Annotated in this window: 23 protein-coding genes; 12 read left to right on the forward strand and 11 right to left on the reverse strand. The window is 34.0% G+C overall.

What is annotated here, in order from left to right; all coding sequences use genetic code 11:
- Positions 1-69 precede the first annotated feature (69 nt).
- Entirely contained in the window at positions 70-648 is a 579-nt protein-coding gene (locus tag IAI10_RS15345) for a TetR/AcrR family transcriptional regulator (protein WP_315674170.1), read from the reverse strand.
- Between the two features lie 168 nt (positions 649-816).
- On the opposite strand from IAI10_RS15345, the gene IAI10_RS15350 reads away from it, so the two are divergent.
- Complete coding sequence (locus tag IAI10_RS15350; protein ID WP_315674171.1) at positions 817-1,977, forward strand: MFS transporter; 1,161 nt, start codon at positions 817-819, stop codon at positions 1,975-1,977.
- A 111-nt stretch (positions 1,978-2,088) separates the two neighbouring features.
- Here IAI10_RS15350 and IAI10_RS15355 read toward each other — a convergent pair whose 3' ends face one another.
- Positions 2,089-2,964 carry an SDR family NAD(P)-dependent oxidoreductase gene (locus IAI10_RS15355; protein WP_315674172.1) on the reverse strand — a complete coding sequence of 292 codons (876 nt, stop codon included), beginning with the start codon at positions 2,962-2,964 and terminating at the stop codon, positions 2,089-2,091.
- 191 nt (positions 2,965-3,155) lie between these two features.
- Between IAI10_RS15355 and IAI10_RS15360 the strand changes: the two genes are divergently transcribed.
- Complete coding sequence (locus tag IAI10_RS15360; RefSeq protein ID WP_315674173.1) at positions 3,156-3,590, forward strand: MarR family winged helix-turn-helix transcriptional regulator; 435 nt, start codon at positions 3,156-3,158, stop codon at positions 3,588-3,590.
- Between the two features lie 14 nt (positions 3,591-3,604).
- Here the strand turns inward: IAI10_RS15360 and IAI10_RS15365 are convergent, their stop codons facing one another.
- Entirely contained in the window at positions 3,605-3,994 is a 390-nt protein-coding gene (locus IAI10_RS15365) for a hypothetical protein (RefSeq protein WP_315674174.1), read from the reverse strand.
- Positions 3,995-4,249: 255 nt separating this feature from the next.
- Between IAI10_RS15365 and IAI10_RS15370 the strand changes: the two genes are divergently transcribed.
- Positions 4,250-4,798 carry an N-acetylmuramoyl-L-alanine amidase gene (locus IAI10_RS15370; RefSeq protein WP_315674175.1) on the forward strand — a complete coding sequence of 183 codons (549 nt, stop codon included), beginning with the start codon at positions 4,250-4,252 and terminating at the stop codon, positions 4,796-4,798.
- Positions 4,799-4,890: 92 nt separating this feature from the next.
- Here the strand turns inward: IAI10_RS15370 and bglX are convergent, their stop codons facing one another.
- The 5 genes from bglX to IAI10_RS15395 form a co-directional block, all read right to left on the reverse strand.
- Positions 4,891-7,101 carry a beta-glucosidase BglX gene (gene bglX / locus IAI10_RS15375; protein WP_315674176.1) on the reverse strand — a complete coding sequence of 737 codons (2,211 nt, stop codon included), beginning with the start codon at positions 7,099-7,101 and terminating at the stop codon, positions 4,891-4,893.
- 67 nt (positions 7,102-7,168) lie between these two features.
- Positions 7,169-8,191, reverse strand: coding sequence for a LacI family DNA-binding transcriptional regulator (locus IAI10_RS15380; protein WP_315674177.1), 1,023 nt, complete (start codon positions 8,189-8,191; stop codon positions 7,169-7,171).
- Between the two features lie 214 nt (positions 8,192-8,405).
- Positions 8,406-9,932 carry an extracellular solute-binding protein gene (locus IAI10_RS15385; protein WP_315674178.1) on the reverse strand — a complete coding sequence of 509 codons (1,527 nt, stop codon included), beginning with the start codon at positions 9,930-9,932 and terminating at the stop codon, positions 8,406-8,408.
- A gap of 91 nt (positions 9,933-10,023) precedes the next feature.
- Positions 10,024-10,929 carry a carbohydrate ABC transporter permease gene (locus IAI10_RS15390; RefSeq protein ID WP_315674179.1) on the reverse strand — a complete coding sequence of 302 codons (906 nt, stop codon included), beginning with the start codon at positions 10,927-10,929 and terminating at the stop codon, positions 10,024-10,026.
- 18 nt (positions 10,930-10,947) lie between these two features.
- A complete protein-coding gene (locus IAI10_RS15395; RefSeq protein ID WP_315674180.1) occupies positions 10,948-11,883 on the reverse strand; it encodes an ABC transporter permease subunit in 936 nt (311 codons plus the stop codon).
- Positions 11,884-12,266: 383 nt separating this feature from the next.
- Here IAI10_RS15395 and IAI10_RS15400 point away from each other — a divergent pair, with 383 nt between their 5' ends.
- Positions 12,267-15,569, forward strand: coding sequence for a GH36-type glycosyl hydrolase domain-containing protein (locus tag IAI10_RS15400; RefSeq protein WP_315674181.1), 3,303 nt, complete (start codon positions 12,267-12,269; stop codon positions 15,567-15,569).
- A 19-nt stretch (positions 15,570-15,588) separates the two neighbouring features.
- Complete coding sequence (locus IAI10_RS15405) at positions 15,589-16,422, forward strand: MBL fold metallo-hydrolase (RefSeq protein WP_315674182.1); 834 nt, start codon at positions 15,589-15,591, stop codon at positions 16,420-16,422.
- A gap of 93 nt (positions 16,423-16,515) precedes the next feature.
- On the opposite strand, the gene speC is transcribed toward IAI10_RS15405, so the two are convergent.
- Positions 16,516-18,765, reverse strand: a complete 2,250-nt coding sequence (gene speC / locus IAI10_RS15410) for an ornithine decarboxylase (RefSeq protein WP_315674183.1) — start codon at positions 18,763-18,765, stop codon at positions 16,516-16,518.
- Between the two features lie 221 nt (positions 18,766-18,986).
- Between speC and IAI10_RS15415 the strand changes: the two genes are divergently transcribed.
- A complete protein-coding gene (locus IAI10_RS15415) occupies positions 18,987-19,181 on the forward strand; it encodes a hypothetical protein (RefSeq protein WP_315674184.1) in 195 nt (64 codons plus the stop codon).
- A gap of 87 nt (positions 19,182-19,268) precedes the next feature.
- On the opposite strand, the gene IAI10_RS15420 is transcribed toward IAI10_RS15415, so the two are convergent.
- A complete protein-coding gene (locus IAI10_RS15420) occupies positions 19,269-19,787 on the reverse strand; it encodes a 4Fe-4S binding protein (RefSeq protein WP_315674185.1) in 519 nt (172 codons plus the stop codon).
- A gap of 200 nt (positions 19,788-19,987) precedes the next feature.
- On the opposite strand from IAI10_RS15420, the gene IAI10_RS15425 reads away from it, so the two are divergent.
- The 5 genes from IAI10_RS15425 to eam all read left to right on the forward strand — a co-directional run bounded on the left by IAI10_RS15425 (position 19,988) and on the right by eam (position 23,838).
- The gene (locus IAI10_RS15425) at positions 19,988-20,338 is read left to right on the forward strand and encodes a CidA/LrgA family protein (RefSeq protein ID WP_315674186.1); all 351 of its coding nucleotides are present in this window, start codon (positions 19,988-19,990) and stop codon (positions 20,336-20,338) included.
- Positions 20,335-21,039, forward strand: a complete 705-nt coding sequence (locus tag IAI10_RS15430) for an LrgB family protein (protein WP_315674187.1) — start codon at positions 20,335-20,337, stop codon at positions 21,037-21,039. The genes IAI10_RS15425 and IAI10_RS15430 overlap by 4 nt, the downstream gene beginning before the upstream one ends.
- Before the next feature lie 23 nt (positions 21,040-21,062).
- Complete coding sequence (locus IAI10_RS15435; RefSeq protein WP_315674188.1) at positions 21,063-21,644, forward strand: hypothetical protein; 582 nt, start codon at positions 21,063-21,065, stop codon at positions 21,642-21,644.
- A gap of 13 nt (positions 21,645-21,657) precedes the next feature.
- Positions 21,658-22,329 carry a FadR/GntR family transcriptional regulator gene (locus tag IAI10_RS15440; RefSeq protein ID WP_315674189.1) on the forward strand — a complete coding sequence of 224 codons (672 nt, stop codon included), beginning with the start codon at positions 21,658-21,660 and terminating at the stop codon, positions 22,327-22,329.
- Positions 22,330-22,572: 243 nt separating this feature from the next.
- Positions 22,573-23,838, forward strand: a complete 1,266-nt coding sequence (gene eam / locus IAI10_RS15445) for a glutamate 2,3-aminomutase (protein ID WP_315674190.1) — start codon at positions 22,573-22,575, stop codon at positions 23,836-23,838.
- Between the two features lie 98 nt (positions 23,839-23,936).
- On the opposite strand, the gene IAI10_RS15450 is transcribed toward eam, so the two are convergent.
- On the reverse strand, positions 23,937-25,070 hold the full coding sequence (locus IAI10_RS15450) for a YheC/YheD family protein (RefSeq protein WP_315674191.1): 1,134 nt from the start codon (positions 25,068-25,070) through the stop codon (positions 23,937-23,939).
- 219 nt (positions 25,071-25,289) lie between these two features.
- On the opposite strand from IAI10_RS15450, the gene IAI10_RS15455 reads away from it, so the two are divergent.
- Complete coding sequence (locus IAI10_RS15455) at positions 25,290-25,871, forward strand: hypothetical protein (RefSeq protein ID WP_315674192.1); 582 nt, start codon at positions 25,290-25,292, stop codon at positions 25,869-25,871.
- Positions 25,872-25,906: the final 35 nt, after the last annotated feature.

Genomic DNA, 25,906 nt, shown 5'->3' on the forward strand with positions numbered 1-25,906 from the left:
TGTTATTTTAAAAAAGTTACTAAAATTATTTGCTTTCTGCTGGATTATATAAAAGATATAATAAAACTCCTACTTATGGCCTATCCCTTCAAAAGCATAGTTTATAAGTTTTTTTATAAAAATATCGCCAATTTCTTCACCAGTTATCAATAACCTATAAAATATAGGCCCCCAAATCAAATCAATAGTTATCTCTATATCTAAGTCCTTTTCTAATTCTCCTCTTAAAATTCCACGTTCTAAAATTTCCTTTGAAATATTTCTCCGAGGTGTAAAATATGCTTTTCGATAAATAGCAGCCAAATTAGAATCATATTGCCCTTCAGCTATGATTTCAGCAATTACATTTCCTTTTTTAGTAGTAAGAAATTTTACAAAATTATCTACCTGTATAAACATATCCTCTATAGTTGATCCCGTATCAGGTATTGGGAGCTTAATATTGGTAGCATCTAAATAGCTATCCATAACAACAGCAGCTTTATTAGGCCACCATTTATAAATAGTAGCTTTGCTGACTTTGGCCCTCTCCGCAATTTTTTCAACAGTTACAGCTCCAAAGCCATTTTCAATTAATAATTCGTAGGCAGAGTTAAGAATATCCGATTTTGTTTTTTCACTGCGAGGACGTCCTAATTTTTTTTCCATATGTAATTACCTCCATGATTATATAAATGTGTATTTAATAAACTATACGTATATTATAATATATATTTTTTTATTTTCAAATAAATCTCTTTACAAAACTGAACGTTTAGTATATTATAATTATATAAACTAAACGTTCAGTTCAATATTGATTAAGGAGTGGATATTATGAAAAGTAAACCTGTACTAAATAAATTGTTAATTATGGTTATGGCCATCGCTTGCGGCATAACTGTTGCAAATCTATATTATATACAGCCGCTATTAGGGGATATAGCAAAAACTTTCAATGTGAGCGAAATCAGCGTAGGTTCCGCAGCAATGCTTACACAAATAGGCTATGCAATTGGAATGATATTTATATTGCCACTTGGAGATATAAAAGAAAGAAGAAATCTAATAACCATGATGCTATTATTCTCAGTACTTTCTCTTACAAGCATGTTTTTCTCAAAAAATATAACAATGCTTATAATTTCTTCTTTTGCAGTTGGATTTACTTCAATTATTCCTCAGCTGATTATCCCTTTAGCTGCCCAATTATCAGATCCAAAAGAAAGAGGAAAAATAATTGGAACAGTTATGAGCGGACTATTAATAGGTATATTGGTATCACGTACCTTTAGCGGAATTTTAGGCGGTTATTTAGGATGGAGGATAGTATATATTATCGCAGCAATTATGATGATTCTTCTCATGATAATTTTAAGGAAGCTAATACCTGTAACTAAGCCTGTATCTGATATTAAATACTTTGAATTATTAAAGTCCATGCTGAAATTAATAAAAACTGAGCCAGCGCTACAAGAAGCTTCTATTAATGGAGCAATGATGTTTGCAGCCTTCAGCGCATTTTGGACTTCCCTTACCTTCTTACTCCAAAGTTCCCATTATAATCTTGGAGCACAAGCAGCAGGACTATTCGGATTAGTTGGAGTAAGTGGTGCTCTAGCTGCCCCAATGGTAGGAAAAATAGCTGACAAGAAAGGTCCTAGGTTCGTCATAGGAATTTGTATATTTATTGTGATGATTTCTTATTTATTATTCCTCTTGCTTGGTTTTAAAGTATTAGGGTTGATTTTAGGAGTCATACTGCTGGATTTAGGTGTTCAATCCTGTAATGTTTCCAATCAGGCTAGAGTTCATTCTTTAAATGAAGAAATGCGTAACAGAATAAACACAGTATATATGGTAAGTTTCTTTTTAGGAGGAGCATTTGGCTCATTTCTAGGTTCATACAGCTACTCCCATTTCGGTTGGTACGGAGTTTGTATTTTTGGTATGTTAACTCAACTTGTAGCAATCATTGTTCATAAGGTTTCAAAATGATTTCATAAATTTTTCTGAAAGAATATGAGGAGGATAAAAATGAATTTAATTATATGGACTTGCCATTATGGTAAGTCCATAGTTAAATATCAGCATTTTTTATATTATACCCTATTTGATAAATTTCTTTTCTCGCAGCAATTTTTCAGTATATTTCCATAATTGGCTTTGTGTGTTTGCATCTCCCCCTGGATATATAGAGATAATAGGCTTACCTGTTCCAACATTGAAATACCCTCCGGTAACTCCCTGATACTTAGATTCAGAGGCCAATCTGATTATAATATCGGCTCCTTTATGAGGATCACCTATATGCAGAAATTTCAACATGCGCTCAAGCGGTGAAGCAAACCAAAGCTCACGTCCAAGGCCAGTTACGTTAAATCCAGGATTAAGCGCATTAACGGTGACTCCTGTACCTGCTAACCGACGTGCTAATTCTCCAGTAAACATAATATTAAGCAGTTTAGTCTTTCCATAAAGTAAGGATGAACCTTTATTATTAAAAAGATCTGTGTTAGTCAGATCATCTGGCAGTCTAAGCTTTCCATGATTTCGGGATGCTTCTGAGGCTACATTGATAACTCTAGCATTTCCCGAATTTATAAGCGACTGTTTAAGTGTATAAGTTAATAACCAAGGTGATAGGTAGTTTACAGCAATCATCTCTGAAAAGCCCTCAGAGGTTATACGCTGCTGAAATGCGTGTAAGCCTGCGTTATTTATAAGTATATCAATTTTGGGATATGCAGTTCTTATTTCATCTCCAATCCTTATTACTTCTTTCATTGATGATAAATCTCCAAAGAAAAAATCTATTTTGGCTTTAGGTGCAATATTTTTTATTATATCTCTAGTAGCCTCTGCCTTATTTCTACTTCTTGCAGTTAACACAAGGTGCGCTCCTCTATTTGCTAACTCAATTGCCGCCAGCTGACCAAGACCATTAGTAGCACCTGTGATTACAACAATCGGATGAGTATTCATAATAGTCCTCCTTGATTTATATATTTTTTGCAGGGTACATGACATATAGTTAGATTGCTGGATTTCATAATATCAGTTCTAACTTGACACATCCTTAGCAAATAATTACACTTGACATATATCAAATATAATTATTTATTTGATATATGTCAAGTATTTTATTTTAGAAAAATTTTAAGTTGAGGTGAATTATGAATAACACTAAGAGAACGCAATTAGAACTAAAACTTGGTGAACAAATAAATGCACTTATAAGTGCCTCCCATGCATTGAATGTAAGAACTGCAGCATGTTTTGATTCCTCATTGCAGCCTGCAGCCTTCATACTTGTGCGTTGGCTTTTCTCCTTTGGTCCAGCCAGTGCTACAACCTTAGCTGAAGCTACAGCTATGGATCGCAGCTCAGTAAGCCGTCTTATTAACCAGCTAAAGAGTTTAGGTTATGTACAAAGCGAAAAATCTCAAAGTGATAAGCGAGGTGTGCTGCTATCCTTAACAGTGCTTGGACAAGAAAACACAATAGCCGCTCTAAAAGAGAAAGAATCGGCTTTCTATGAAAGGATTACAAACTGGGATGACGAAAAACTTGAAAAGTTTACAGAGATGCTAAAGGATTTTAATGGTTGAAATTTTGCAATTAATCATTTAGGTATAAACAAAGTTTGAGCAGTATAGGTTTTATCAGCTATTACCGATACATCTACAATAACCGAATATCCCGAAGAACTCGATCCTACCTGTACTGGAATCATAGCATTTCCCCCATTTCCTATGACTCCAGAATATGAAACGTCACCTGTTTTATAATGGCATACAAGCTTGACTTCAGCCTTTGCTGGACCGGTCACATTAACATTTACAATTGTATTTGGTGAAGGCGAAACATTATCTACATTTGCTGTTATATTAGCTAATTCCATGCTTATATTATCTTCAGCTTTAGGAAATATTCCTATAGTGGTTAAAAGACAAATGGCTGCTATAATAATTATAAAGATTTTTTTATTTATCATCCTCAAAGTATTTCTCACTTTTTCCACTTCTTTCATTTAAGTTATATTTTCTTTTAAGCCTGTGTATAAACTCAAATTTACTGTTAATAATAAATAGTAGACAAGCTATTATTAATTATTTAGATTGTAAATATAATTTAAGAGGTGGTTAAAATTAAAAGAAAATTTATATTATTTATTTTTATCTTAGCAATCATAACTTATACATTATATCCAAATTTAACAAAGGTTGAAAAAAATATTGTTACAAGTAGCAATAAGGTTCCTGTCATAGTGATTGATCCTGGACATGGAGGCTATGACAGCGGTGCTGTTGGTTTTCTAGGCGCAAAAGAAAAAGATATTACGCTTCAGGTTGCCTTAAAGTTGGGCAAGCTATTGGAAGCTAAGAATATAAAGATAATTTATACAAGAACCTCAGATAAGGTAAGCTGGTCCTCAAATGAAAAATTAGGTTTAAAAGCACGTACTGAAATTTCCAACAATGCTAATGCGGATTATTATGTTAGTATTCATTGTAATTATGTAGATGATAAGAACGTGAATGGGACAGAAACCTACTATTTTAATGGAAGCACACATGGAAAAGCTCTAGCAGACTCTATTCAGAAAGAATTGATAAAATCTACAGAACTATCCGACAGGGGAATTAAAGAAGCTGATTATTATGTGTTAAGACATACTGCCGCTCCTGCTATTTTGACAGAGCTTGGCTTCATTAGCAATGAAAGAGAAGAAAAGAACTTAAGCGATCCTGCATATCAAGATAAAATAGCCAGTGCTTTATGTGATGGAATTATGAATGATATTAATAAAAGATAAGGCTTTGCTGGATTTGAACCTCTAAGGAGTGTTAATAACGAAAGAAGGAGTGTTGCATTTTCTGCAATTAACTCCTTCTTATAATATAACTGCTATATCAAAACAAATTCTTGTTTATTCTGTGTACGGCTGTCATTACCAATATAAACTGCAAACTCTCCCTTTTCGCTGGTGAAATTCATATTGATATCATAAAATCTCAAAATATCTTCTGTTATAGTAAATGTAACTTTTCTTTCTTCTCCTGGCTGCAGTTCAATTTTTTCGAAGCCTTTTAATTGTCTTACCGGTCTTGCTACGCTTCCCTTCTTATCTTGTATATACATCTGAACTACTTCTTTACCAGTAACTTTTCCAACATTCTTAACCACAACTGAGGCTTCAATGCCTTCACCTTTTGTAAGCTCTTCCTTACTCAAGGTAACCTGTGATATTTCAAAATCAGTATAGGAAAGCCCATATCCAAATGGATACAAAGGTGAATTTGGAATATCAAGATATTTCGAAAGATATTTAACATTTTCCATACCATCAACATATGGTCTTCCTGTATGGAATTCGCTATAATATACCGGAACTTGTCCAACGCTGTAAGGGAAACTCATAGTAAGTTTACCAGAAGGATTGGCATTTCCAAATAAGATATCTGCAATAGCATTTCCACCTTCTGTTCCTGGAAGCCACACTTCTAAAACAGCCTTGGCTTTATCGGCAAGCTTCTTTATGGTAAGCGGTCTTCCGCTGAACAGTAACACTACGATGTTTTGATTAACTTCATATATCTTTTCAAACAAATCCATCTGTACTTTTGGAATATCAATAGATGCACGGCTGGAAGCTTCTCCTGATTGTGCATTACTCTCCCCTAGAGGCATTACTACTACATCTGCTTTTTTAGCATTCTCTAAAGCTTCTTTTAATAATTTATCTGCTACCTTATTATCCTCTGATAGACTTTGATCTTTATGATAGGTTTCAAAACCGCTGTCAGAATCCATAAAGCCGCAGCCTTTAGCAAAAGTTACATTGCTGATTCCAAGAGCTTTGATTCCTTCTTCCACTGTCACATTATCATTTATATTACAAAAGATTGACCATCCGCCTGATATCCACTTATTGTTTGCGTGTGGTCCAATTACAGCAATATTCTTTCCTTCTTTTGACAAAGGAAGAATATTGTCATTTTTTAACAAAACCATAGATTCTATAGCAGCTTCTTTTGCAGCCTTGCGATGTTCCTCACTCAAAATAATTGCTGCTTCTTCTGCTTCATCTGCATCCTTATATGGATTTTCAAATAAGCCTAAATCATTTTTTAATTCCAGTATTCTGAGCACAGCTTCATTGATAAGCGCTTCATCTACTTCATTTTCTTCAACTAATTCCTTTAAATTACTGCTGTAGCAAGTTGTCATCATATCTATATCAACACCTGCTTCTATTGCCAGTGCTGCAGCCTCTTTTTTGTCTCCTGCTATTCCATGATGAATCAATTCTTCAATTGCTGCCCAATCTGAAATGATTACACCATCAAAGCCCATTTCTCCTCTTAAAACATCCCTTAACAGCTTTTTATTTCCTGTAGAAGGAACGCGATCAAGAGTATTAAAGGAAGTCATGGCTGTAGCACAGCCCGCATCTACAGCTGCGCCATATGCAGGTAAATAATCTTCTCTTAAAGTTCTTTCTGATAATTCTACTGTATTGTACTCTCTTCCGCCAATTGGAGCACCATAGCCGGCAAAATGCTTTACACAGGCAGCTATCCTACCCTTTTCCTTCAGCTCTCCCTTTCCTTGGTAACCTTCCACCATGGCCTTTGAAAAACAAGTATTTAAGAAGACATCTTCTCCAGTAGATTCCATAACTCTGCCCCATCTTGCATCTCTAACCAAATCTACCATTGGTGAAAATGTCAGATGAAGTCCTGCTGCTGCTGATTCCTTTGCAGAAATAGCTGCTGCTTTTTCTGTTAGTGCTGGGTTAAAAGTAGCACCCTGAGCAAGAGGAATTGGAAAAATAGTACGATATCCATTAATTACATCTGCCATAAAAAGGAGTGGAATGTGATGAGGTTGCTTTTTCATGTAATTTTCTTGAATTCCTCGTAAAAGCTTTGCTCCTGCTCCTCCAAGTACAGATCCAGCACTTTGAATTTCTTCTTCAGAAAAACCAGCTACATTTTCAGGACCGGTTATTACTCCTTCTTTTTCATAATAGAAACTACTTACCTGTAAAAGTTGATCAATTTTTTCTTCCAGTGACATATCCTCTAGTAATTCTATCAATTTTTCTCTATCCATTCGTATTCTCCTTATATAACCTAACAAATTATCATATATATACTTAAAGACTCAAATCTTTTCAATACTATTTGATGCTGGTGCAGGATCCTCTTTTCAGTAAGGATGCTTCATATACTAGATGTCTTGTTTCTTTACTTTGCAGCATTTCAAATAATGCATCTATTGCACCTAAGGACATCTGTTCTGCTGGCTGACATATTGTATCTAATGATGGATTGTAATATTCCGCAACTTCAATACCATCAAAGCCTATGATGGATATATCTTCTGGAATGCGAAGCCCTGCAGATAAAGCAGCCTTTGCTGCACCAATCGCCATTATATCAGCCATTGTCACAACTGCTGTCATATCCTTATTACGATTAATTAGATTTTTCATCATATTGAATCCAAATTCATAACCAGATTCCGATACATTAACAGCAGATACCAATACTTGATCAAAGGGAATCCCATAAGCCTCGAGAGCTTTTTTATATCCACTAAAACGTAACCTGTTTGGAGTTACAATATTACCATAGGTACTGAATATGCATCCAATTCTTCGATGGCCTAGATTAATAAGATACTCCGTAGCTTTATAGCTTTCCGCCTCATCGTCAATAATTACACTTGAATATAAATTTTTATCCACATCTTTTCCTGCAGAAACTGTAAGTAATACGCAGGGAACTCCAAGCCTCGTAAAGTCTTCGTTAACATATTCAAAATTACCACCCATAAGAATTACACCGCTCAAGTTTCTATCCTGAACTTCTTTCATGGCCATTGACATCTCATGCTCAGAATAGTTTACATTGCGAATCTCTAAATGGTAGCCTCTTATGATTACCTTTTGCTCTATTGTATGAATCATTTTCTGAAAAAATGGATTTGTGATACCTTTAACTAATAGAGCTATTGTTCTGGACTGTCCCATCCTCAAACTTCTGGCACTATTGTTTGGCACATAATTAAGTTCTCGTACTGCAGCCATTACTTTTTCTCTCGTCTCATTACTGGTAACGCCGCTGTTATTTAAAACTCTAGAAACTGTAGCAATTCCAACTCCGGACAACCTAGCCACATCTTTAATCGTTACACCCATAACTACCTTGTCTCCTTCGCATGACAATAAAATCTAAATCTTACACACATTCTACCATTTCTTCAATATAAAAACTATAGAATATTAAACCAATATTATAAATAAATAAGCAGAGAGAGTACTAATAAATCTTAAAAAATATTAGACACTCTCTATACCTGCTTTTTATTTAACTATTTATAACTTAATTATATCACTGTTACTAATGCAATAATTACTTTCCAGCAAATTTACTGTACTGTGTATTAACCGCATTGATAACTTCATCAACACCTGCAGCTTTTAATTCTTTTCTGTATTCTGCAACTGCTGCCTTAGGATCTTGTGATGTCTTTCCTAAAAGTATCTGAATTCCAAGCTGTGAATCAACATTGGCAATTGCTGATAACTGTGAAGAAATACTTGAGCTGTCAAGGCTGAATCCAGTGTATGGATTATCAATTGCTGTTTTTGACCAAGCTTCATTTAAAGTATATCTACGTGGATCTTCAGTGCTTTGTGGAATGTTAAGTGTATCTGTACGGAATGCCCATCCAGAGAATCCGCCGCCATCTGTCTTAGCATTAAAGTTTTTAGGCTGAGTAACTTTTCCATCTACAAGTTCATACTGCTTGCCTAAGATACCATATTGGAATAAGTCGTAACAGTCTTTATCAGTCATTAATTTTTCAATTAACATTAAAGCTCTTTCAGGGTTCTGTGAATTTTTGCTGATACCTGTTGCATTAGCTACCCCAGAAGATTTTACAATCTTATTGTTAGCTGCTGCGAAAGCATAAAAATCAGTATCTACTCCTGGCAATTTCTGAAGCTGAGTTCCATAGTTACCAGTCCAGTCTGGCTGATGGCTGATGTAAGAAGCTGATAAACCATTGTAGAAGTTATCCTTATCATCCTGTGAAGAAGATAGTATATCCTTTGACCAGTAACCCTTTTGTGCCCATTCATGCATCTTTACAGCAAATTGTTCAAATTCATCTGTGAATGCTGGGTGGAATACTTTTCCTGGAGTGCTCTTGCTTGCTGCTAAATACATTTCAGAAGATGGTATTCCAGGAGCATCTATCCAGTCACCTGTTGTTCCAATAAGCATTCTGTAAAGGTCCATTGACAAATTAGAACTTCCGTTTAATGGAACCATTCCATTCTTTAATGCAGTGTCCATATATGTTTCCATATCAGCTATAGAAGAAATGCTCTTAAGGTTAGCTTTATCCATCATGTCTTTTCTTGTTATAAATCCATATGCATTGTATTCGCTATAGTTATTTGGAACTCCATATATTTTTCCATCTATTTTCATGCTGTCCCATTTGCTGCTTAATTCTGTCTTAAGCTTTGGAGCATATGAGTCTACCATGCTAGTGATATCAACTAACGCGTCCTGTTTTGCTAAAGTAGCATATGGAACTGCTGCTGTTGATGATACATATGCAAGGTCAAATTTTTCTCCAGAGGTCCATAGCAATGGATATTTAGTTGCCACATCACCCCAGTCAATATATTTAACTTCAAGTGTTGCATTAATGCTTGCTTTCAACTTTTTATTCAGTTCAGCTAGGATAGCTTTATTGGCTACACCTTCGCTTCCATATAAGTACATAACAAGGTTTACTTCTTTTGAAGTATCGATTTTACCGTCTGCTGTCTTTGTAGTGGAGCTTGATCCCTTGCTTCCACAGCCAACTAGAAGTCCTAGACTCATTACTATCCCCAGTAATAATGCAATAAATTTTTTCATTTAATGACATCCTCCTTTAAAATATAAATTATGTGTGATTTTTTGATTTTTTATATATAATCAGCTGTATTAACAGCGAATTATCAAAACATTAACCCTTTACTGCACCAACTGTTAATCCGCTTACAAAGTATTTTTGTACAAAAGGATAAACAAGAATAATTGGTCCAATTGCAACTACTGCTGTTGCCATCTTTATTGATTCAGAAGGCAAATCTGATGTATTGATTGAAAGTCCCTGCTGTACTAGCAATTGTACATTTGCTTGACTAACAATTCTTTGCAGAAAATATTGCAATGGATATTTAGCAGTTGACTGGATATAAAGCATAGCGTTATACCATTCGTTCCAATATCCAAGAGTTAAAAACAATCCAATGGTAGCAAGTGAAGGTTTAGCAAGAGGCATAAATATCTTCCAATAAATGTAGAAGTCTCCTGCGCCGTCAATTGATGCAGATTCATATAAAGAATCTGGTATTGCTTTCATGAAGTTTCTCATGAGGAATATAGACCAAGGGCTCATAAGTCCAGGAAGAATCATCGCCCAGAGGCTATCTTTTAATCCAAGCCCATTTACCATAAGTATATAGGATGGAATTAATCCTCCACTAAATAAAGTTGTAAAGTAAATAAAGAAAGATATTTGATTTTTATATTTAAAATCATTTCTGCATAGTACATAGCCAGCCATTGACATTAAAAACAAGCCAAGGGCAGTTCCTACTACAGCGATTGTTATTGTCACACGATAAGCTGAAAGTAAATTAGCTGAGTTTCTAAATAAAAATTGATATGCACTAAAACTGATTTTCTTTGGAATTAATTTGTAACCTTCAGTTATAATTTCCTTTTCACTCATGAAGGAAGAAGAAATCATAAGAAGAAAGGGGAATAAACATATTAAAGCAAATGCTCCTATAATTATATAAAATAGAAAACGGAGTCTTAGTTCATCTTTTCCTATAGGTTTTTTTACATCAGTTATTTTTTCCATGCTTCTTTCTCCTCTCCTTTAGAATAATGCACTATCTGGTTCGATCTTCTTGACTATAGCATTCACAGCTAATACAAGTATTAAACCAAAAATAGATTGATAGAAACCAACAGCCGCTCCTTGAGAGAAGTTATATTGACCAACCAAACTTCTGAAAACGAAGGTGTCAATAATATCTGTTTGTTTATATAATACAGAGTTGTTACCAATCAAATTATAGAAAAGGTCAAAGGAACCTTTTAGTATTCCGCCTAAACCAAACAAGAATAACAATATGAAAGTTGGTTTCAATAAAGGTAGTAAAATACAACGAATCTTCTGCCAAGCTGATGCACCATCAAGTGCCGCTGCTTCATAAATATCAGTACTAATTCCTGTTATAGTAGCCAAATAAATTATCATACCATAACCTGTGCTTGACCATATTTTGAAGAACACAATGATGTATTTCCATATTCCCTGATCAGAGTAGAAATCATGCTTTGGAAATCCAAGATTAGTTAATATTGTATTAATAAAACCATGATTATAGTTGAAGAAGTCATATGCAAAGAAGCCTACAATAACCATAGAAATAAAATATGGCAATAAAATAATGGATTGAGATAACTTTTTGAACCACTTGCCCTTAATTTCTGAAAGCATAATGGCAAACGCCACCTGAGTTATATTTGTTAATGCTAAGAAAGCGAAATTATAAAGCAAAGTATTCTTTGTTATTCTCCACAAATCACCCGTCTTCATTAGAAATTCAAAATTTTTAAGTCCTACAAAATGACTTGCAAAAATTCCTTTTCCAATGTTATAGTCAACAAAAGCAATGTATGCTCCTGGCATTGGTATGTAAGCAAATATAATAAAATAAAGTATTACTGGTGAAATCATTAAAAACAAAACTTTTTTTCGCTTCAGTTCATGAAGAAAATTCTTTACATGAGCTTTTAATTTTTTCATTATATAAACCCCGCCCTTCTAAATACTATTTGTAGCTTTGATTTTTAACATTTTCCATTTTGTCGATTTTGTGAAAACATTTCCAATCCGCATAAAATAATAATGGAAATGTTTCCGCTAATAAGCGAAAATGTTTCCAATCACCACTAAAATACGCTTCATGAGTAAATTGTATACGTAATCAATTCTTTTGTCAATCGTTTTTTTGTGTAAAATAATAAATTTTATTATAATTTTTGTTGCATTTATCTATGTATGTTGACAAAAAATACGGAATCTTATATACTTTTAGTGATTTTAAAACATTTTCATGATATTTTTTCCAATCTCGTAGAAACGTTTCCACTAATATAAATCATTTAATAGAAAGGAATGTAGCTAAAATGAACAAAATAAATTGCTTTGTAGATATTAAGCAGGACAAAATGTTGTATCGTTTTCTTCCTAGCGGAGACATTTTCACCTTTACTTATGATAAATTTTTAGTTAATCAATTTCGCGGTAATGTAAAGGATGGCTCTGCAAATAATATTTATCTACGTATATATGATGAAAATAATGTAAGAGCTTATCCTCTTCTTGGGATTAAGTCAAAAAGTTCTCTTTCCACAGCTTCAGATTCCTTAGTATATGAAGGTTCTATAGAAGGAATATCCTATAAAGTTACTTTTCGTCCAGTGAACCATATATGGTTTTGGGACATTACTTTAAAGGGTTCAAACAAGAAGGTTGATCTAGTTTACGGTCAGGATATTGGTATTTCAGAAGAAAATGGTGTATACACAAATGAGCTTTATACTGCCGAGTATCTTGGTCATTCTGTATTTGAAGGTGAAAACGGTTATGTTATATGTTCAAGACAGAACATGCCAAGCTCTGATTGTTTTCCATATATACAGCAAGGTGTAATTGGTGCTAAAGCAGTACATTATTCTACTGATGGATTACAATTTTTTGGTCTTTCATATAAAGAAACTAATACCCCTGAGATTTTAACTTCTGACTTATTAGATTATAATCTCCAATATGAATTTTCTTATACTGCACTGCAAACAGAAAAACTTAATTTAGATGGAGGATACTCCTTAGCATTTTACGGACTTTTCCTTTCTACACATGAAGAAGCAGTAAAAGAATTGGAATTCAAAAGCGAGATTGAAGAAGCATACTCAGCAGTTCATAAAAATCTTGTTGACGCTAAATTAGCAAGTCCAATAAATGTTAAAAAGAAATTTTCAGAGCCATTTTCTTCTTTAGCTTTTACTGAAGACGAAATTAATGCTCTATATCCAGAAAGAATTCTAGAAGAAACAAAGGATGGAAAATTACTTTCATTTTTTACTGATGAACACGCTCACATTGTAACAAAGGATAAGGAACTCTTAACTGAAAGACCTCATGGCACCATTATTATCACGCCGCCAAGTACAGACAGTGTTGACAATCAGCTTATTTCCTCAACACAATATATGTACGGTATTTTTAACAGCCACGTGGTTACTGGTAATACTGACCTTCATAAGCTGATTTCAACTCCAAGAGGCTTCCTTAATGTTATGAAAAATAGTGGTCAGCGTATCTATCTAGGCATTAATGGACAATATCATCTGCTAAATCTGCCGGGCCTTTTTGAAATGGGCATGAATTATTCAAAGTGGCATTATAAATTAGAGGATGACTTTATCACCATCACCGCTTATACTGCTGCTGATAGATCTGATCTTATATTAGAAGTATCAAGCAAAAATAATAAAAAATATGATTATATCATAACTAATCAATTAGTTATGGGTAATAATGAATACACAAAAGATATCACTTATACAGAAATTAAAGATGGCTTAAGCTTTGCTCTTGATACTGAAAAATATCCTGGACTTCGTTATGAGCTTACTATTCCTGGACAAAGTTTTACTTTGAGTGATGACAGGATATTCTTCGAAGAGGAAAAGTCCTTTGATGAGACCTTGTTAACTATTTCCTTAAAAGATAACAGCGATTTTCAGCTGATAATAAAAGCTTACTTAACAGAAGCTGCTATTTCTCATGATGCAAGTTATACATTAGCAGAAGAAAAGAAAAAAGCTTATGCTTTTTATCAGAATCTAATTAATGATTTCCATCTTGATATAGAAAACAGCGCTAACAAAGAAAGAATCCAAATACTAAATCAAACAATATGGTGGTATGCGCATAATGCTATGATTCATTTTTCAATGCCTCATGGTTTAGAGCAGCCTGGAGGAGCCGCTTGGGGTACTCGTGATGTATGCCAAGGTCCAATGGAACTCTTCTTAGCTACTCAGAATTACACTATTATGAGAAGCATGCTGTTAAACATATTTGCACACCAGAATATTGAGACAAAGGAATGGCCTCAATGGTTTATGTTTGACAAATATCCAATGAATGCAGGAGAATGCCACGGAGATGTTATATTTTGGCCGCTAAAGAGTGTGGCAGATTATATACTAGCCTCTGGCGATAAGGAAATATTAAATGAATTACTTCCTTACGACGGTGCTCCAGGTAAAAAGGAAACCGTATTACAGCATATATGCTATGCCTTAAGCAATATTAAAGAAACAAGAATTATTAAAGGCACTGGTCTTATAACCTACGCAGGCGGTGACTGGGACGATACGCTTCAGCCTGCAAGCGAAGAACTGAAAACAAAGCTAGTGAGTTCTTGGACCGTTGCTCTTGCTTATCAGACCTTTAACGTTCTTTGCGAGGCGCTTTCAGATATAAATAGTGAATTATCCTCAGAATTCGCTTCACTGGCTGCTTTAGTTAAGAAATCCTTCCATGAGATTTTAATTAAGGACGATGTAGTAGCAGGATTTTTAAAGTGTGATGATACCTATGACTATATGCTTCATCCTGCTGATGATTCTACAGGTATTCATTACCGTCTGCTGCCTATGACAAGAAGTATAATTGCAGAACTAGTGGATCAAGATCAGGCAAGAAAAAATGTGACCACTATTCAAAGCACCTTAAAATGTCCAGATGGCGTACGTCTAATGGATTGTCCTGCCCACTATGACGGCGGTGTTAGTCATCTATTCAAACGTGCAGAACAAGCTGCAAATGTTGGCCGTGAGATAAGCTTGCAATATACGCATGCCCATATTCGTTATATCGAAGCAATGGCTAAGTTCGGAAGTGGTGAAGAAGCATGGAATTCTCTTTTCACTATCAATCCAATACTGATCCAACATAGCGTTAACAACGCCAATATTCGCCAGAGCAACCTTTATTTCAGCAGTTCTGACGGAGCTTTCAACGACCGTTATGAATACGAGAAAAACTTCGGATTATTAAGAACCGGAGACATCAAGGTAAAGGGTGGATGGAGACTTTATTCCAGCGGACCAGGAATCTATATAAGACAACTAGTAAGCAATGTATTAGGAGTGCGTTTTAGCAAAGAAGGACTAATTATCGATCCTGTATTGCCAGCTGAATTAGATGGATTGGAATTTACTTATCAATGCTTTGGAAGAAAACTGCATTTAAAATTCCAAATTAAAGAAGAAAATATTTCTAAAGCATATGATAATAAAAATGAAATACCATCTACTCCATTAGTAAATCCATACCGAAATAGCGGTATCATCATTGCTAAAGAAGAGTTAACAAAATGCGGAGATCACCTAACAATATATGCTAAGGCATTTTAATCTATAGGAGGTATCATTTATGAGAATACAATATCTTGGAACTGCAGCAGCAGAGGGGTGGCCTGCCCCATTTTGCACCTGCAATAACTGCCAGAGAGCACGTAAAGAAAAAGGTAAAAATTATCGTTCTAGAGCACAGGTATTAATTAATGACGATTTGCTTTTTGATTTTGGACCAGATTCTTTCTATCATGCAATGGCCTTTGATATTGACCTTTCAAAGATAGAAACATTGCTTTTAACCCATTCCCATATGGATCACTTTTACCCTCTAGATTTGATATTACGTGGGGTTCCATATGCCTACGATAGAGATAAAAATAAGATGACCATCTACGGAAATGAAAAATGTGAAGCTATGTATCAAAGAATGCTCAATGAAGAAGATGACTCTGCAAATCTTACGTCCTGTATCGATTTCCAGTCAATCAAAGCCTTTGATGCTTTTGCAGCTCATGGTTATGATGTTCTTCCCCTTAAAGCACAGCATGATCCAAGAGAAAACTGTTTGGTATACAGTTTGACCGATAAAGACGGAAAAAGATTATTTTATGGAAATGATACTGGAGACATTACAGAAGAAACTTGGCAGCATATAAAGAACGTATATTTTGATGTAGTTAGTCTAGACTGCACCATGGGAGGTACTCCTGGATGCGCAAGCCACATGGGAATTGAAGAGAACATACTTCTGAAAAATAAAATGCTGGAAGCAGGCTGTGCTGATGAGAATACTAAGTTTGTTATAACTCATTTTTCTCACAACGGCTGCCTGCTACACCATGAATTAGAGGAATGCGTAAAAGATACAGGCTTTATAGTTGCCTACGATGGCATGGTGCTCGATATATAAGTAAGCTTATAAAGCGAGTCACTAAGATTATTGTTTGTACTTATATAAAAATTAAAAAATATCCCCAGTGCAAAATTGCACGGGGATATTTTTTTAATTTTTTCTATCGAGTACATATCCATAGGCTTTAATGTAGCCATTCTCTTTTTCCAGATATACTCCTTGAATCTCAGGTGCAAAACCAGGGAATTCATTAATACCATCCTGCAGTATCAAGAAATACCTCTGTGCCACCTCACTCCATCTTTCTCCAGGTACTACGCAGAAAACTCCTGGAGGATATGGTAAAGCTCCCTCCAAGGCTATCTCGCCCACTATATCTTTTAGAGCTACCAGCTTGGCTTCATTTCTAACCAAAGCCCATTTAGCTTCTTGCGGTGTAAATATCTTTTTAGATATGCTGCCGGAATTACCTTCTTCTCTGCTTGCAGCAGTTTCACCTAAGGAATCAGACTTCCCTTTTTCTTCAATAATTGCTCTTTCAGGGAAAAATTCAGCCCTAAATAACTTCTTCTGATAATTTTTTGCATCATTTTTCTTATAAAAATCATGCATTTCCTTACAGAGTCTCCTAATAGTATATCCTGTGTAACGCTCCACATGATTATTGTAAAGATTCGGAAGCACCTTGCTTAGCGGAGCATCTTCTTCTATAAGCTGCTCAAATCTAACTAGAAGTGCCAAAAGATTGTCCATCTTCTTAGCTGTCTCTGCAGGAGTTAATAAGAACAATATAGAATTTAAGTCATTCTTCTCAGGTATAACTCCATGCTCCCTTAGATAATTAGCTAAAATGGTAGCTGGAATACCAAACTCCTCATAATCACCAGTTTCAACGTTAATTCCAGGAGTCGTAAGCATAAATTTATTAGGATCTACAAAATACTGGTTTTCTCCATAGCCCTCAAAGGAATGCCACTTCTCACCAGGGACAAATTTAAAAAATTCAATGCTGCTTGCAATTTCATCCGTATCATATTCTTCCCATTTTTTATTATTTACAACTGGAGGAATGAAGGGCTTAAGCATGGAACAATTCTTTAACACTGCTTTTCTTGCCTCTATCCCAAGCTTTATGCATTCCTGCCATAACAATCTTCCTGCTTCACCTTCCTGCAATTTAGCATTGACATCTAGGGCTGCATAAAAAGGATAGAATGGACTTGTGGAAGCATACATCATATAAGAATTATTAAACCTTTTGTGATCCACATAACGTTTCTGACCCTTAATATGGTTATCCTTTTTATGAATTTGAGAACACTGAGAAAAACCCGCCTGCTGCTTATGTATGGATTGAGTTACCAATATTCCTGGATCATTTTCAGTTAAATTAAGCAGAAGAGGTGAGCAATCCCTCATCATAGGAATAAACTGTTCATAGCCAACCCAAGCTGAATCAAAAAGAATATAATCGCAAAGATGTCCTATCTTATCAACTACTTGTCTAGCATTATAAATCGTTCCATCATAAGTTCCCAACTGGATAATAGCTAATCTAAAAGGCCTTTTATTAGAAGCCTTTTCTGGTGCAGCCTTAGTTATCTCAGCTCTTAGATAGCTTTCCTCAAAGCAGTGAGCATCGATACCGCCAATAAAGCCAAAAGGATTACGCCCAGTTTCAAGATAAACTGGATTGCCACCAGACTGAACCAAGGCCGCATTATAAACAGATTTATGATTGTTTCTATCAAAAAGTACCAAGTTTCCCGGAGCAACTAGTGCATTTATAGCAACGGTATTTGCTGTACTGGTTCCATTCATAATAAAATAGGTTTTATCAGCATTATAAACCTTAGCCGCATATTGCTCGGCATCCACTGCAGGCCCTTCATGAATCAGCAAGTCTCCTAACGCTACATCTGCATTACAAATATCTGATCGGAATACATTTTCTCCATAGAAATCATAAAAATATCTTCCAGCTGGATGCTTGCGGAAATATTGTCCTCCCTGATGACCGGGACAATCAAATTGCGAATGTTCCTTCTCTACATAATCCTTTAAGGTCTTAAAGAAAGGCGGAAGTATATTTTCTTCATAATTATTTGCTGCAGCTTCAATATCTCTGCTATAAAGTTGTAAATCAAAATCATTTTTATGGATTACACTAAATACCTTTTTGGAGAGCTCACCCTGAAGCTTCTCTATGTTTTTCAACACTACAAATACAGGCAAACCAAACTTTGTGTTATGTACAACCTCAATTAATTCCATATCTAAATCGGTTAACACAACAGCTGCCACATCCGTGTAATCTGTATTCTGAGCCAAAACCACATTTCGCTCAGTAGAAAAATATTCTTTTGAATTTATAGTATATGCGATTTTTAATTTTCTCACTGTTTTCCTCCGTAATGCCTAGTATTTCTTACATGCATATAATACATATTTATATAATACTATAGGTTTAGGAAAATTCAAATTAAAAAATGAGTTCATATTTTAAAATATATCCTAAAAGAATATTACTTAAGTTTGAATATTTAAAATATTATAAAAATAACTTATAATATAAGTATAAAGACAAATTATCCCTAAAAATTTATAGGAGGCTGATTTCAATGCAAAGAAAAAAAGAGCTTTACGAAAAAATGAAACAGCTAGAGCGTGAGCTTAAGGGCTTGACTGAAATAGTAAAGTATGATGACACTATAGCCAGCGAAGACGAAATACATGGATGGTCTATGAGAATGGACGGACTAATCAACAGCTTAGAGCAAGTAAGAAAAGATATTCTTGAATTTCATAGAAATTAAGCTTTTAAAAACTTAATAAAACAATGAAATTGTTCCCTGTAGATGCAGCTAGGTTTTAATAATATATAAAATCTAGCTGCATCTTTTTCATTTCTTTTTGCTTACAAGATCACGAATATTACCAGAAGTAAATCCCATAGGACATACGGTACACCAACTTCTAGGTCTGAAAATTAAACCTGTTAAAAACGCAATTAATGTTGCTGCTTCCATAAAATAAAGTATAGTTTTACCTAAAGTGTATATCCCCTTTGGTACAGCCCAAATCATTAATATTATAAAAGTCCCCATCATAATTGACCAAAGTATAAATTTAAAGCCTTTGGTGCGTGTCCAGGAAGGCATAGGTACATTTCTGGAAAAGGGCTTTGTAAATTTCCCTATAAAGGAACCTCTTGGGCAAATGCGAGCACAGCTCATTTTCCCCCTTCCAGATAAAGCTATAATAATAGGTGTAAACATGCAAACCAAACCGTAAAGTCCAAAGGGCAGCCACAAATTAGCTATTAGCATCCACGTAATAGTAATTATCCAAGTCCAATTCTGTTGTGACTTTATCCATTTTTTATTTTTTAAATTGCTCGATTGTTTTTCTTTTATATCCAATTATTCCGCTCCTATTACTTATATTACTATATAATTATATTAGAACAATTTATCCAAATATTCAATAAGTTTATAGCTATCTGCATTAACAAAAATAATATCCTGTAATTCCTTATTGCAATAGTACAAAATATATGATAAATTAAAATCATCTGGTCAGACCACTGTACCACTAATTTTTTACAAAAGAAGGTGTCGTATTGAAATCCTTAAGGCAACTAATGATTATCTTGATAGTATATTTTTTAGGAACGCTTTTGCAGCTAATGTTCAGTCTTCCCATTCCTGGAACCGTTCTAGGATTAATTTTACTTTTCTTGGCATTATATTTTAAAATTGTTAAAGTTGAAATGATTGAAGATATTTGTGAAGTTCTAATTTCTCACATGTCCTTTTTGTTTGTCCCTGCTGGAGTGGGCTTATTGACTTCCTTGGGAATATTGAATGGTAAAATGATGCCTTTCTTAGCTATAATTATTATTTCAACCTGTGTTATCTGGATCGTTACCGCTTATGTGGTTACAATTTTAAGAAAGGTGTGTTCAAAATGAATACTATAGTTAATTCCCCAGTTTTTGGAGTACTGGTTTCTCTAATAGCTTATGAGATAGGTGCTTTCATAAAAGAAAAGCTTAAATTCTCAATTTTTAATCCATTGTTAATCGCAATAATAATACTAATAGTTTTTCTTACAAAATTTCATATTAGCTATAATGATTACAACGTTGGTGGACAAGTAATCTCTTTCTTCTTAGCTCCTGCAACTATTGCTTTAGCTTTACCCTTATACAAGAAGTTCTCTCTATTTAAAAAAAATGCTTTTCCCATTTTGGCAGGTATTTTATGCGGCTCTACTTCGGGAATATTATGTATAATTTTGCTTTCTAAATTATTTGGATTTTCAGATATACTAACGAAATCATTAATACCTAAGTCCATAACAACTCCCATAGGTATGGCTCTATCTAAGCAATTAGGCGGACTTCCTTCAATCACTGTTGTTGCCATTATACTTACTGGGATATTAGGTTCCATTATTGGGCCATTATTATATAAGATATTTAAAATAAATGATAAGATTGCTCTTGGAATTGCTCTAGGTTCCTCCGCTCACGCTATTGGAACGGCAAAAGCCATGGAAATAGGTGAAGTTGAAGGCGCTATGAGCAGTATAACCATTGCTATTTCCGGAATTATAACCGTTATACTAGCTCCTATACTATGGAACCTGTTTCTAACAATTTTTCATTAATAAATAATGGAGGTATGTAGCATATGGAGACCAAGAATTCAAACAAAAATCCTTTAGACAAATTGCTTTATTCCCTTGATAATATCTTAGTGGAAGACAGAGAGCAAAAATTAAAACTGAAGCTTAGCAATGAAATAAAAAATAGCATTTTTACTGATGAGATTGTATCTAAGCTTAATGAATATGATTTTGAAGATTTAGTAGACGAAGATGTAAATATAAAAGTACTATTCTCCAGTATATTTCCCGTTTTTGTTAAAAAAGATGATGTGATTTTTAGATTGTATAAGCATAAAATCGAAGTTGATTTATCTGACGAAATGTGCGACAGATATATTTATGCTTTTTCTGATGGAAGATTGATATCAGGGCTATTTCAAAGCTTCAATATATATGATGATGAATATTTGTATGGGGTAAAAAAGATAATTGATTCCATCCCTCTTTTTAAATCTGCTATAATTAAAGCAATTACAAATTTTAAAGAAAATATAGATGTTCATTACAACAAAATAGAGAATTTGAAAGAAAAAAAACTTATAACTGAAAAAAATTATAACATTTTGCTTTCTGCTTTAACAGAAAGTAAAGATGTTCCCCACTGAAAGGAAGAAACCTATGTTAAGCCCTATAAAAAACACGAAAATATATGAAAAGGTAATGGAAGAAATAAAGGATCTTGTCAGAAGCGGCTATTTTAAAAGAGGTGATAAATTACCTTCTGAAAGAGATTTATCTGAGCAGCTTCAAGTAAGCAGAAGCTCTGTGAGAGAAGCCTTAAAAGTTTTAGAAATGCTTGGACTTATAGAATCCAAACAGGGAGAAGGAAATTTCATTAATGATAGCCTTGAAAATAGTCTTCTTGAACCTTTGTCTATTATATTTTTACTTCTTGGCAGCAAAACTGAGGAAGTGTTAGAGCTTAGAAAAGTAATTGAACCTGAAACTGCTGCTTTAGCAGCTAAAAATATAACAAAAGAGCAGCTGAAGGAATTGAGAGAAATAGCTAAAGAGCTAAGTCATACTGATGATATTGAGCTTAGCGCCTCTCTTGATAAGAAATTTCACTTTAAAATAGCTGAAGCTTCTGGAAATCCATTAATATCAACCATGATGTTTTCAATATCTTCCTTGATTGAAAACTGCATCGAAAGTTCAAAAATACATGCCTTTAATAAAGCAACAGTTAATATACATCATGACGAGATATTAAAAGCTTTGGAAAGCCATGATGCCTCTGCTACTTCCATTGCCGTAAAGAAGCATTTGGAATTTATTACTTTACAATAAAATGAATTTCAATATTCGATTATAAAAAAATTACCCTATCATACCTACCTGTAAAAATATATTATGTACCAATATTTTTAAGTCAGAATAATATAAATATAGGCTATGTTTTAAGCTGATGTTTATATGGGATTTGATTGAGCTTAAGCTTCAGATATAACGTCAACAGCTTAAAACATAAGCAGGCAATAAAATGTTTGAATTAATATGCTCAAATGAGCGGCTAGAGGAGGTATGAAAGGCATGTACGATGATGATTATAAAAGAAATATAGCATTAGAAAGAGCAAAAGAATTAAAAGGCAAAATTGAAGACTACACAAAGATAAGAGATACTATACCAAGAGGTATGTCATCTGAGCAGGAGAAGAAGATATCAGATAAAAAGCAAAAGATAATTTCTATGCTTAATGCTTCCGAAGATGATTGGAATAAATGGCAATGGCAGCTAGCAAACAGAATAAGTGATATAGATATAATATCTAAGCTAATATCTTTAAGTGATTTTGAGATAGAATCAATAAAAAAAGTCCAGCAAAAATTTCGATGGGCTGTCTCTCCTTATTATTTATCTTTAATAGATGATGACAAATTTAATCCAGTGAAGCTTCAGTGCATACCATCACTGGCAGAATTAAATGAAACAGGCTATGAAGACCCTATGGCGGAAGAATATACGAATCCTGCAGGGTGCATAACCAGAAGATATCCAGATAGATTAATTATAAATGTAACCAATGTATGCCCATCATTCTGCAGACATTGCCAAAGAAGAAGGAATATAGGTTCAGTAGATAAGCATCAATGCATTTCAGATCTAGAGGAATCTATCAAATACATTGAAGATAACCCTGAAATTAGAGATGTGCTTATTACAGGCGGAGACGCCTTAATGCTTTCTAATGCCACCCTTGATTGGCTACTAGAGAGAATTCACAATATACCTACTGTAGAATATATTAGATTAGGAACTAGGACAATTGTGACTATGCCTCAAAGGATTGATGAGAATCTATTAAATATATTAAAGAAATATCCGCCTCTCTATATAAACACCCAGTTTAACCATCCTTTAGAAATAACAAAAGAAGCAAAAGAAGCCTGCGATAAGCTTGCAAACATAGGGATACCGCTAGGAAATCAGGCAGTATTACTGAACGGAATCAATAATGATAAATATGTAATGAGATTATTAAATCAGGAGCTTTTAAAATGCAGAGTAAGACCTTATTATATATTCCACTCTAAATATATACTTGGAACTACTCATTTCAATACCTCTGTGGATGATGGCATCGAGATAATGGAATATCTAAGAGGATATACCTCTGGAATGGCCATACCCGCTTATATAATAAATGCACCCAATGGAAATGGAAAAACGCCAATTTTGCCGCAGTATATCATATCCAGAGGTAAGGATTATATAAAAATTAGAACCTGGGAAGGAAAAGTTTTCGATTATCCAAATCACAGTACTGTAGACCTAAAAGAGCTTTTGAAAGATTAAGCTATGTTTTAAAATAATGTTGATAAAGGCGTTTTTCGTAAAGGAAGCTAAAGATTAAAATAAGCGCTTATGTAAAATAAATCCTAAGATTAACCACCTTAGGATTTATTACTTTTATCAAAACTGCATAAGAATTTGGAATACTGCAAAGGGTTTGAGAACGCCCTTGAAACCACATCATTGCCATAACACAAATAAATAGTGTCCTTGCCTGGTTTAGCATTACATTCAATCAACCATATATTAAAATCTTTATCTAGGGCAAAATCTATTCCCATCTCCCCAAATCTTCCAAATTTTTCTTCAACTCTATTATAGGTTATAAGGAGAAACTTTTTAATCTTAGCTGTTAAGCTTTGCAATTGTTTCTCAGAAAAATTAAAATTCAACCTAAAAAACTCTTTGAAATCATAAACCTCCGAACCAGTTCTAGTACTTGTTATATGGGATCCTTCAATGGCAACCCTCACTGGAAATGCTATAATTTCTAGCTGCCCCTCTGCATTTCTCTGCACTGTAGCTCTCATATCTATATTTCTATCATTGATTTTTAAAGTATCAATTGCAATCTGAATAATTGGTTCCTTGTCCTTATAAAAATTATTTAACTTATTCACTAAGGTTCTGAAGGAATAAAAATAATCCGTTCTTTGATTTTTAACGCAATAATCAAATTCATATATACCACTTGGTAATTTTATAACCCTAACTACCCCTAACCCACGATTCCCGGTTCTATCTTTTATATAGATAGTATTAGATTTGTTCAGAATATCTAATAAATCCTTTGTACTTGCAAATCTAACTGTGTACGGTAAGTACAAAGCCATATCTCCATACTTCATAAAGTACTCGTGAAGAACCCATTTATCAAATATATAAGCAGGATTTAATTTTTTAATATTAGCATCCTTATAAAGTACACTTCTTACGAAATTTGTTTTATTCTCATAGCATTTTTCTATATCTCCGCCCCTATCATATAGAACATCAGGAAAGGGAAATAGTCTTTTCTCCCATATCTCAGTTTTATAATTATAATAAGTTCCATTTATCTTTTGTTTATCCTGCAGAAAGTTATCTGATGAAAAAAAATATAAAATCATGTTTAAATTTTTATTAGCAGAAAATAGATACTGCATTTTTATTGTTGGCCTCTGATGATTAGCTTTGCTTATACTTAATGCATTAGTAAAAACTCCAATAATAGGTTCAGTGCTTATAACAAACACCTCCGATATGCGCTCAGATATTTTAACCTATTATTATATTATCTTAAATTCAATTATTGGTTCGATTAATCCAAAATATCTTTTTATTTCCTCTCATATTAATTATTAACATAACCATGGATATCAACATAAACTGAATTATGAGATTTCATCAATGTAAAATTCATTTTTTTGATAAAACAAGAACTTATTAGAAGCAGAAGAGGAGGTAAATAGTTAATGGCTAAAGAAGATAAACTTGAATATTATAAAACCTATTATATTGATAGGTCAGGATTGCCTATTCACGAATCAGATGTAAAAGCTTTGACTGCCAATTGCATCCCTTTAGTGAAAACTTGCTGTCGTTTACAGGTACCTAAAGGATTTAAATTTTTGGACTGCACTCCAGATATGTCCTTTAATCTTTCAGGACTATCCTGTCTAAAAAATCCTATAGTTAAAAAGGTACAAATACCCACTTGCGACGGGAGTCATCATAAGGAATGTGATGTGGTTGCTGGCTATGAAATAAGAGTGGTTGGTGAAGTAAACTTCTCAACTAGTGTACCTGTTTCCCCTATATCAGGTTATAGCTTTCCCGATCACACAAGCACATGCTGCAGCAAAACAGCCTATGTGAATAAAGCAATATCTACCACATGTTGCGCTAAGCCCTGTAATGATACAGAAGACTGTGTAGATTGGGCATTTGCATTCTATAATATTTGCTTAGACGAAGACGACTGCGGGATGTATTTAACTATAAACATGGGTATTGCATTAGAGTATATAGATCCTTGTGAATGTGATGATGAATAATTGCTGCTTTTGTAGTTAATATAAATAAAATAAAA

This window comes from Clostridium sp. 19966 (assembly GCF_032335695.1).
Taxonomy (GTDB): domain Bacteria; phylum Bacillota; class Clostridia; order Clostridiales; family Clostridiaceae; genus JACTOJ01.

Coding starts and splice junctions, on each gene's coding strand:
- eam (WP_315674190.1), top strand. CDS start 22,573: ATGTACGATGATGATTATAAAAGAAATATAGCATTAGAAAGAGCAAAA.
- IAI10_RS15360 (WP_315674173.1), top strand. CDS start 3,156: ATGAATAACACTAAGAGAACGCAATTAGAACTAAAACTTGGTGAACAA.
- IAI10_RS15400 (WP_315674181.1), top strand. CDS start 12,267: ATGAACAAAATAAATTGCTTTGTAGATATTAAGCAGGACAAAATGTTG.
- IAI10_RS15430 (WP_315674187.1), top strand. CDS start 20,335: ATGAATACTATAGTTAATTCCCCAGTTTTTGGAGTACTGGTTTCTCTA.
- IAI10_RS15415 (WP_315674184.1), top strand. CDS start 18,987: ATGCAAAGAAAAAAAGAGCTTTACGAAAAAATGAAACAGCTAGAGCGT.
- IAI10_RS15345 (WP_315674170.1), bottom strand. CDS start 648: ATGGAAAAAAAATTAGGACGTCCTCGCAGTGAAAAAACAAAATCGGAT.
- IAI10_RS15355 (WP_315674172.1), bottom strand. CDS start 2,964: ATGAATACTCATCCGATTGTTGTAATCACAGGTGCTACTAATGGTCTT.
- bglX (WP_315674176.1), bottom strand. CDS start 7,101: ATGGATAGAGAAAAATTGATAGAATTACTAGAGGATATGTCACTGGAA.
- IAI10_RS15455 (WP_315674192.1), top strand. CDS start 25,290: ATGGCTAAAGAAGATAAACTTGAATATTATAAAACCTATTATATTGAT.
- IAI10_RS15380 (WP_315674177.1), bottom strand. CDS start 8,191: ATGGGTGTAACGATTAAAGATGTGGCTAGGTTGTCCGGAGTTGGAATT.
- IAI10_RS15385 (WP_315674178.1), bottom strand. CDS start 9,932: ATGAAAAAATTTATTGCATTATTACTGGGGATAGTAATGAGTCTAGGA.
- IAI10_RS15435 (WP_315674188.1), top strand. CDS start 21,063: ATGGAGACCAAGAATTCAAACAAAAATCCTTTAGACAAATTGCTTTAT.
- IAI10_RS15350 (WP_315674171.1), top strand. CDS start 817: ATGAAAAGTAAACCTGTACTAAATAAATTGTTAATTATGGTTATGGCC.
- IAI10_RS15395 (WP_315674180.1), bottom strand. CDS start 11,883: ATGAAAAAATTAAAAGCTCATGTAAAGAATTTTCTTCATGAACTGAAG.
- IAI10_RS15390 (WP_315674179.1), bottom strand. CDS start 10,929: ATGGAAAAAATAACTGATGTAAAAAAACCTATAGGAAAAGATGAACTA.
- IAI10_RS15440 (WP_315674189.1), top strand. CDS start 21,658: ATGTTAAGCCCTATAAAAAACACGAAAATATATGAAAAGGTAATGGAA.
- IAI10_RS15405 (WP_315674182.1), top strand. CDS start 15,589: ATGAGAATACAATATCTTGGAACTGCAGCAGCAGAGGGGTGGCCTGCC.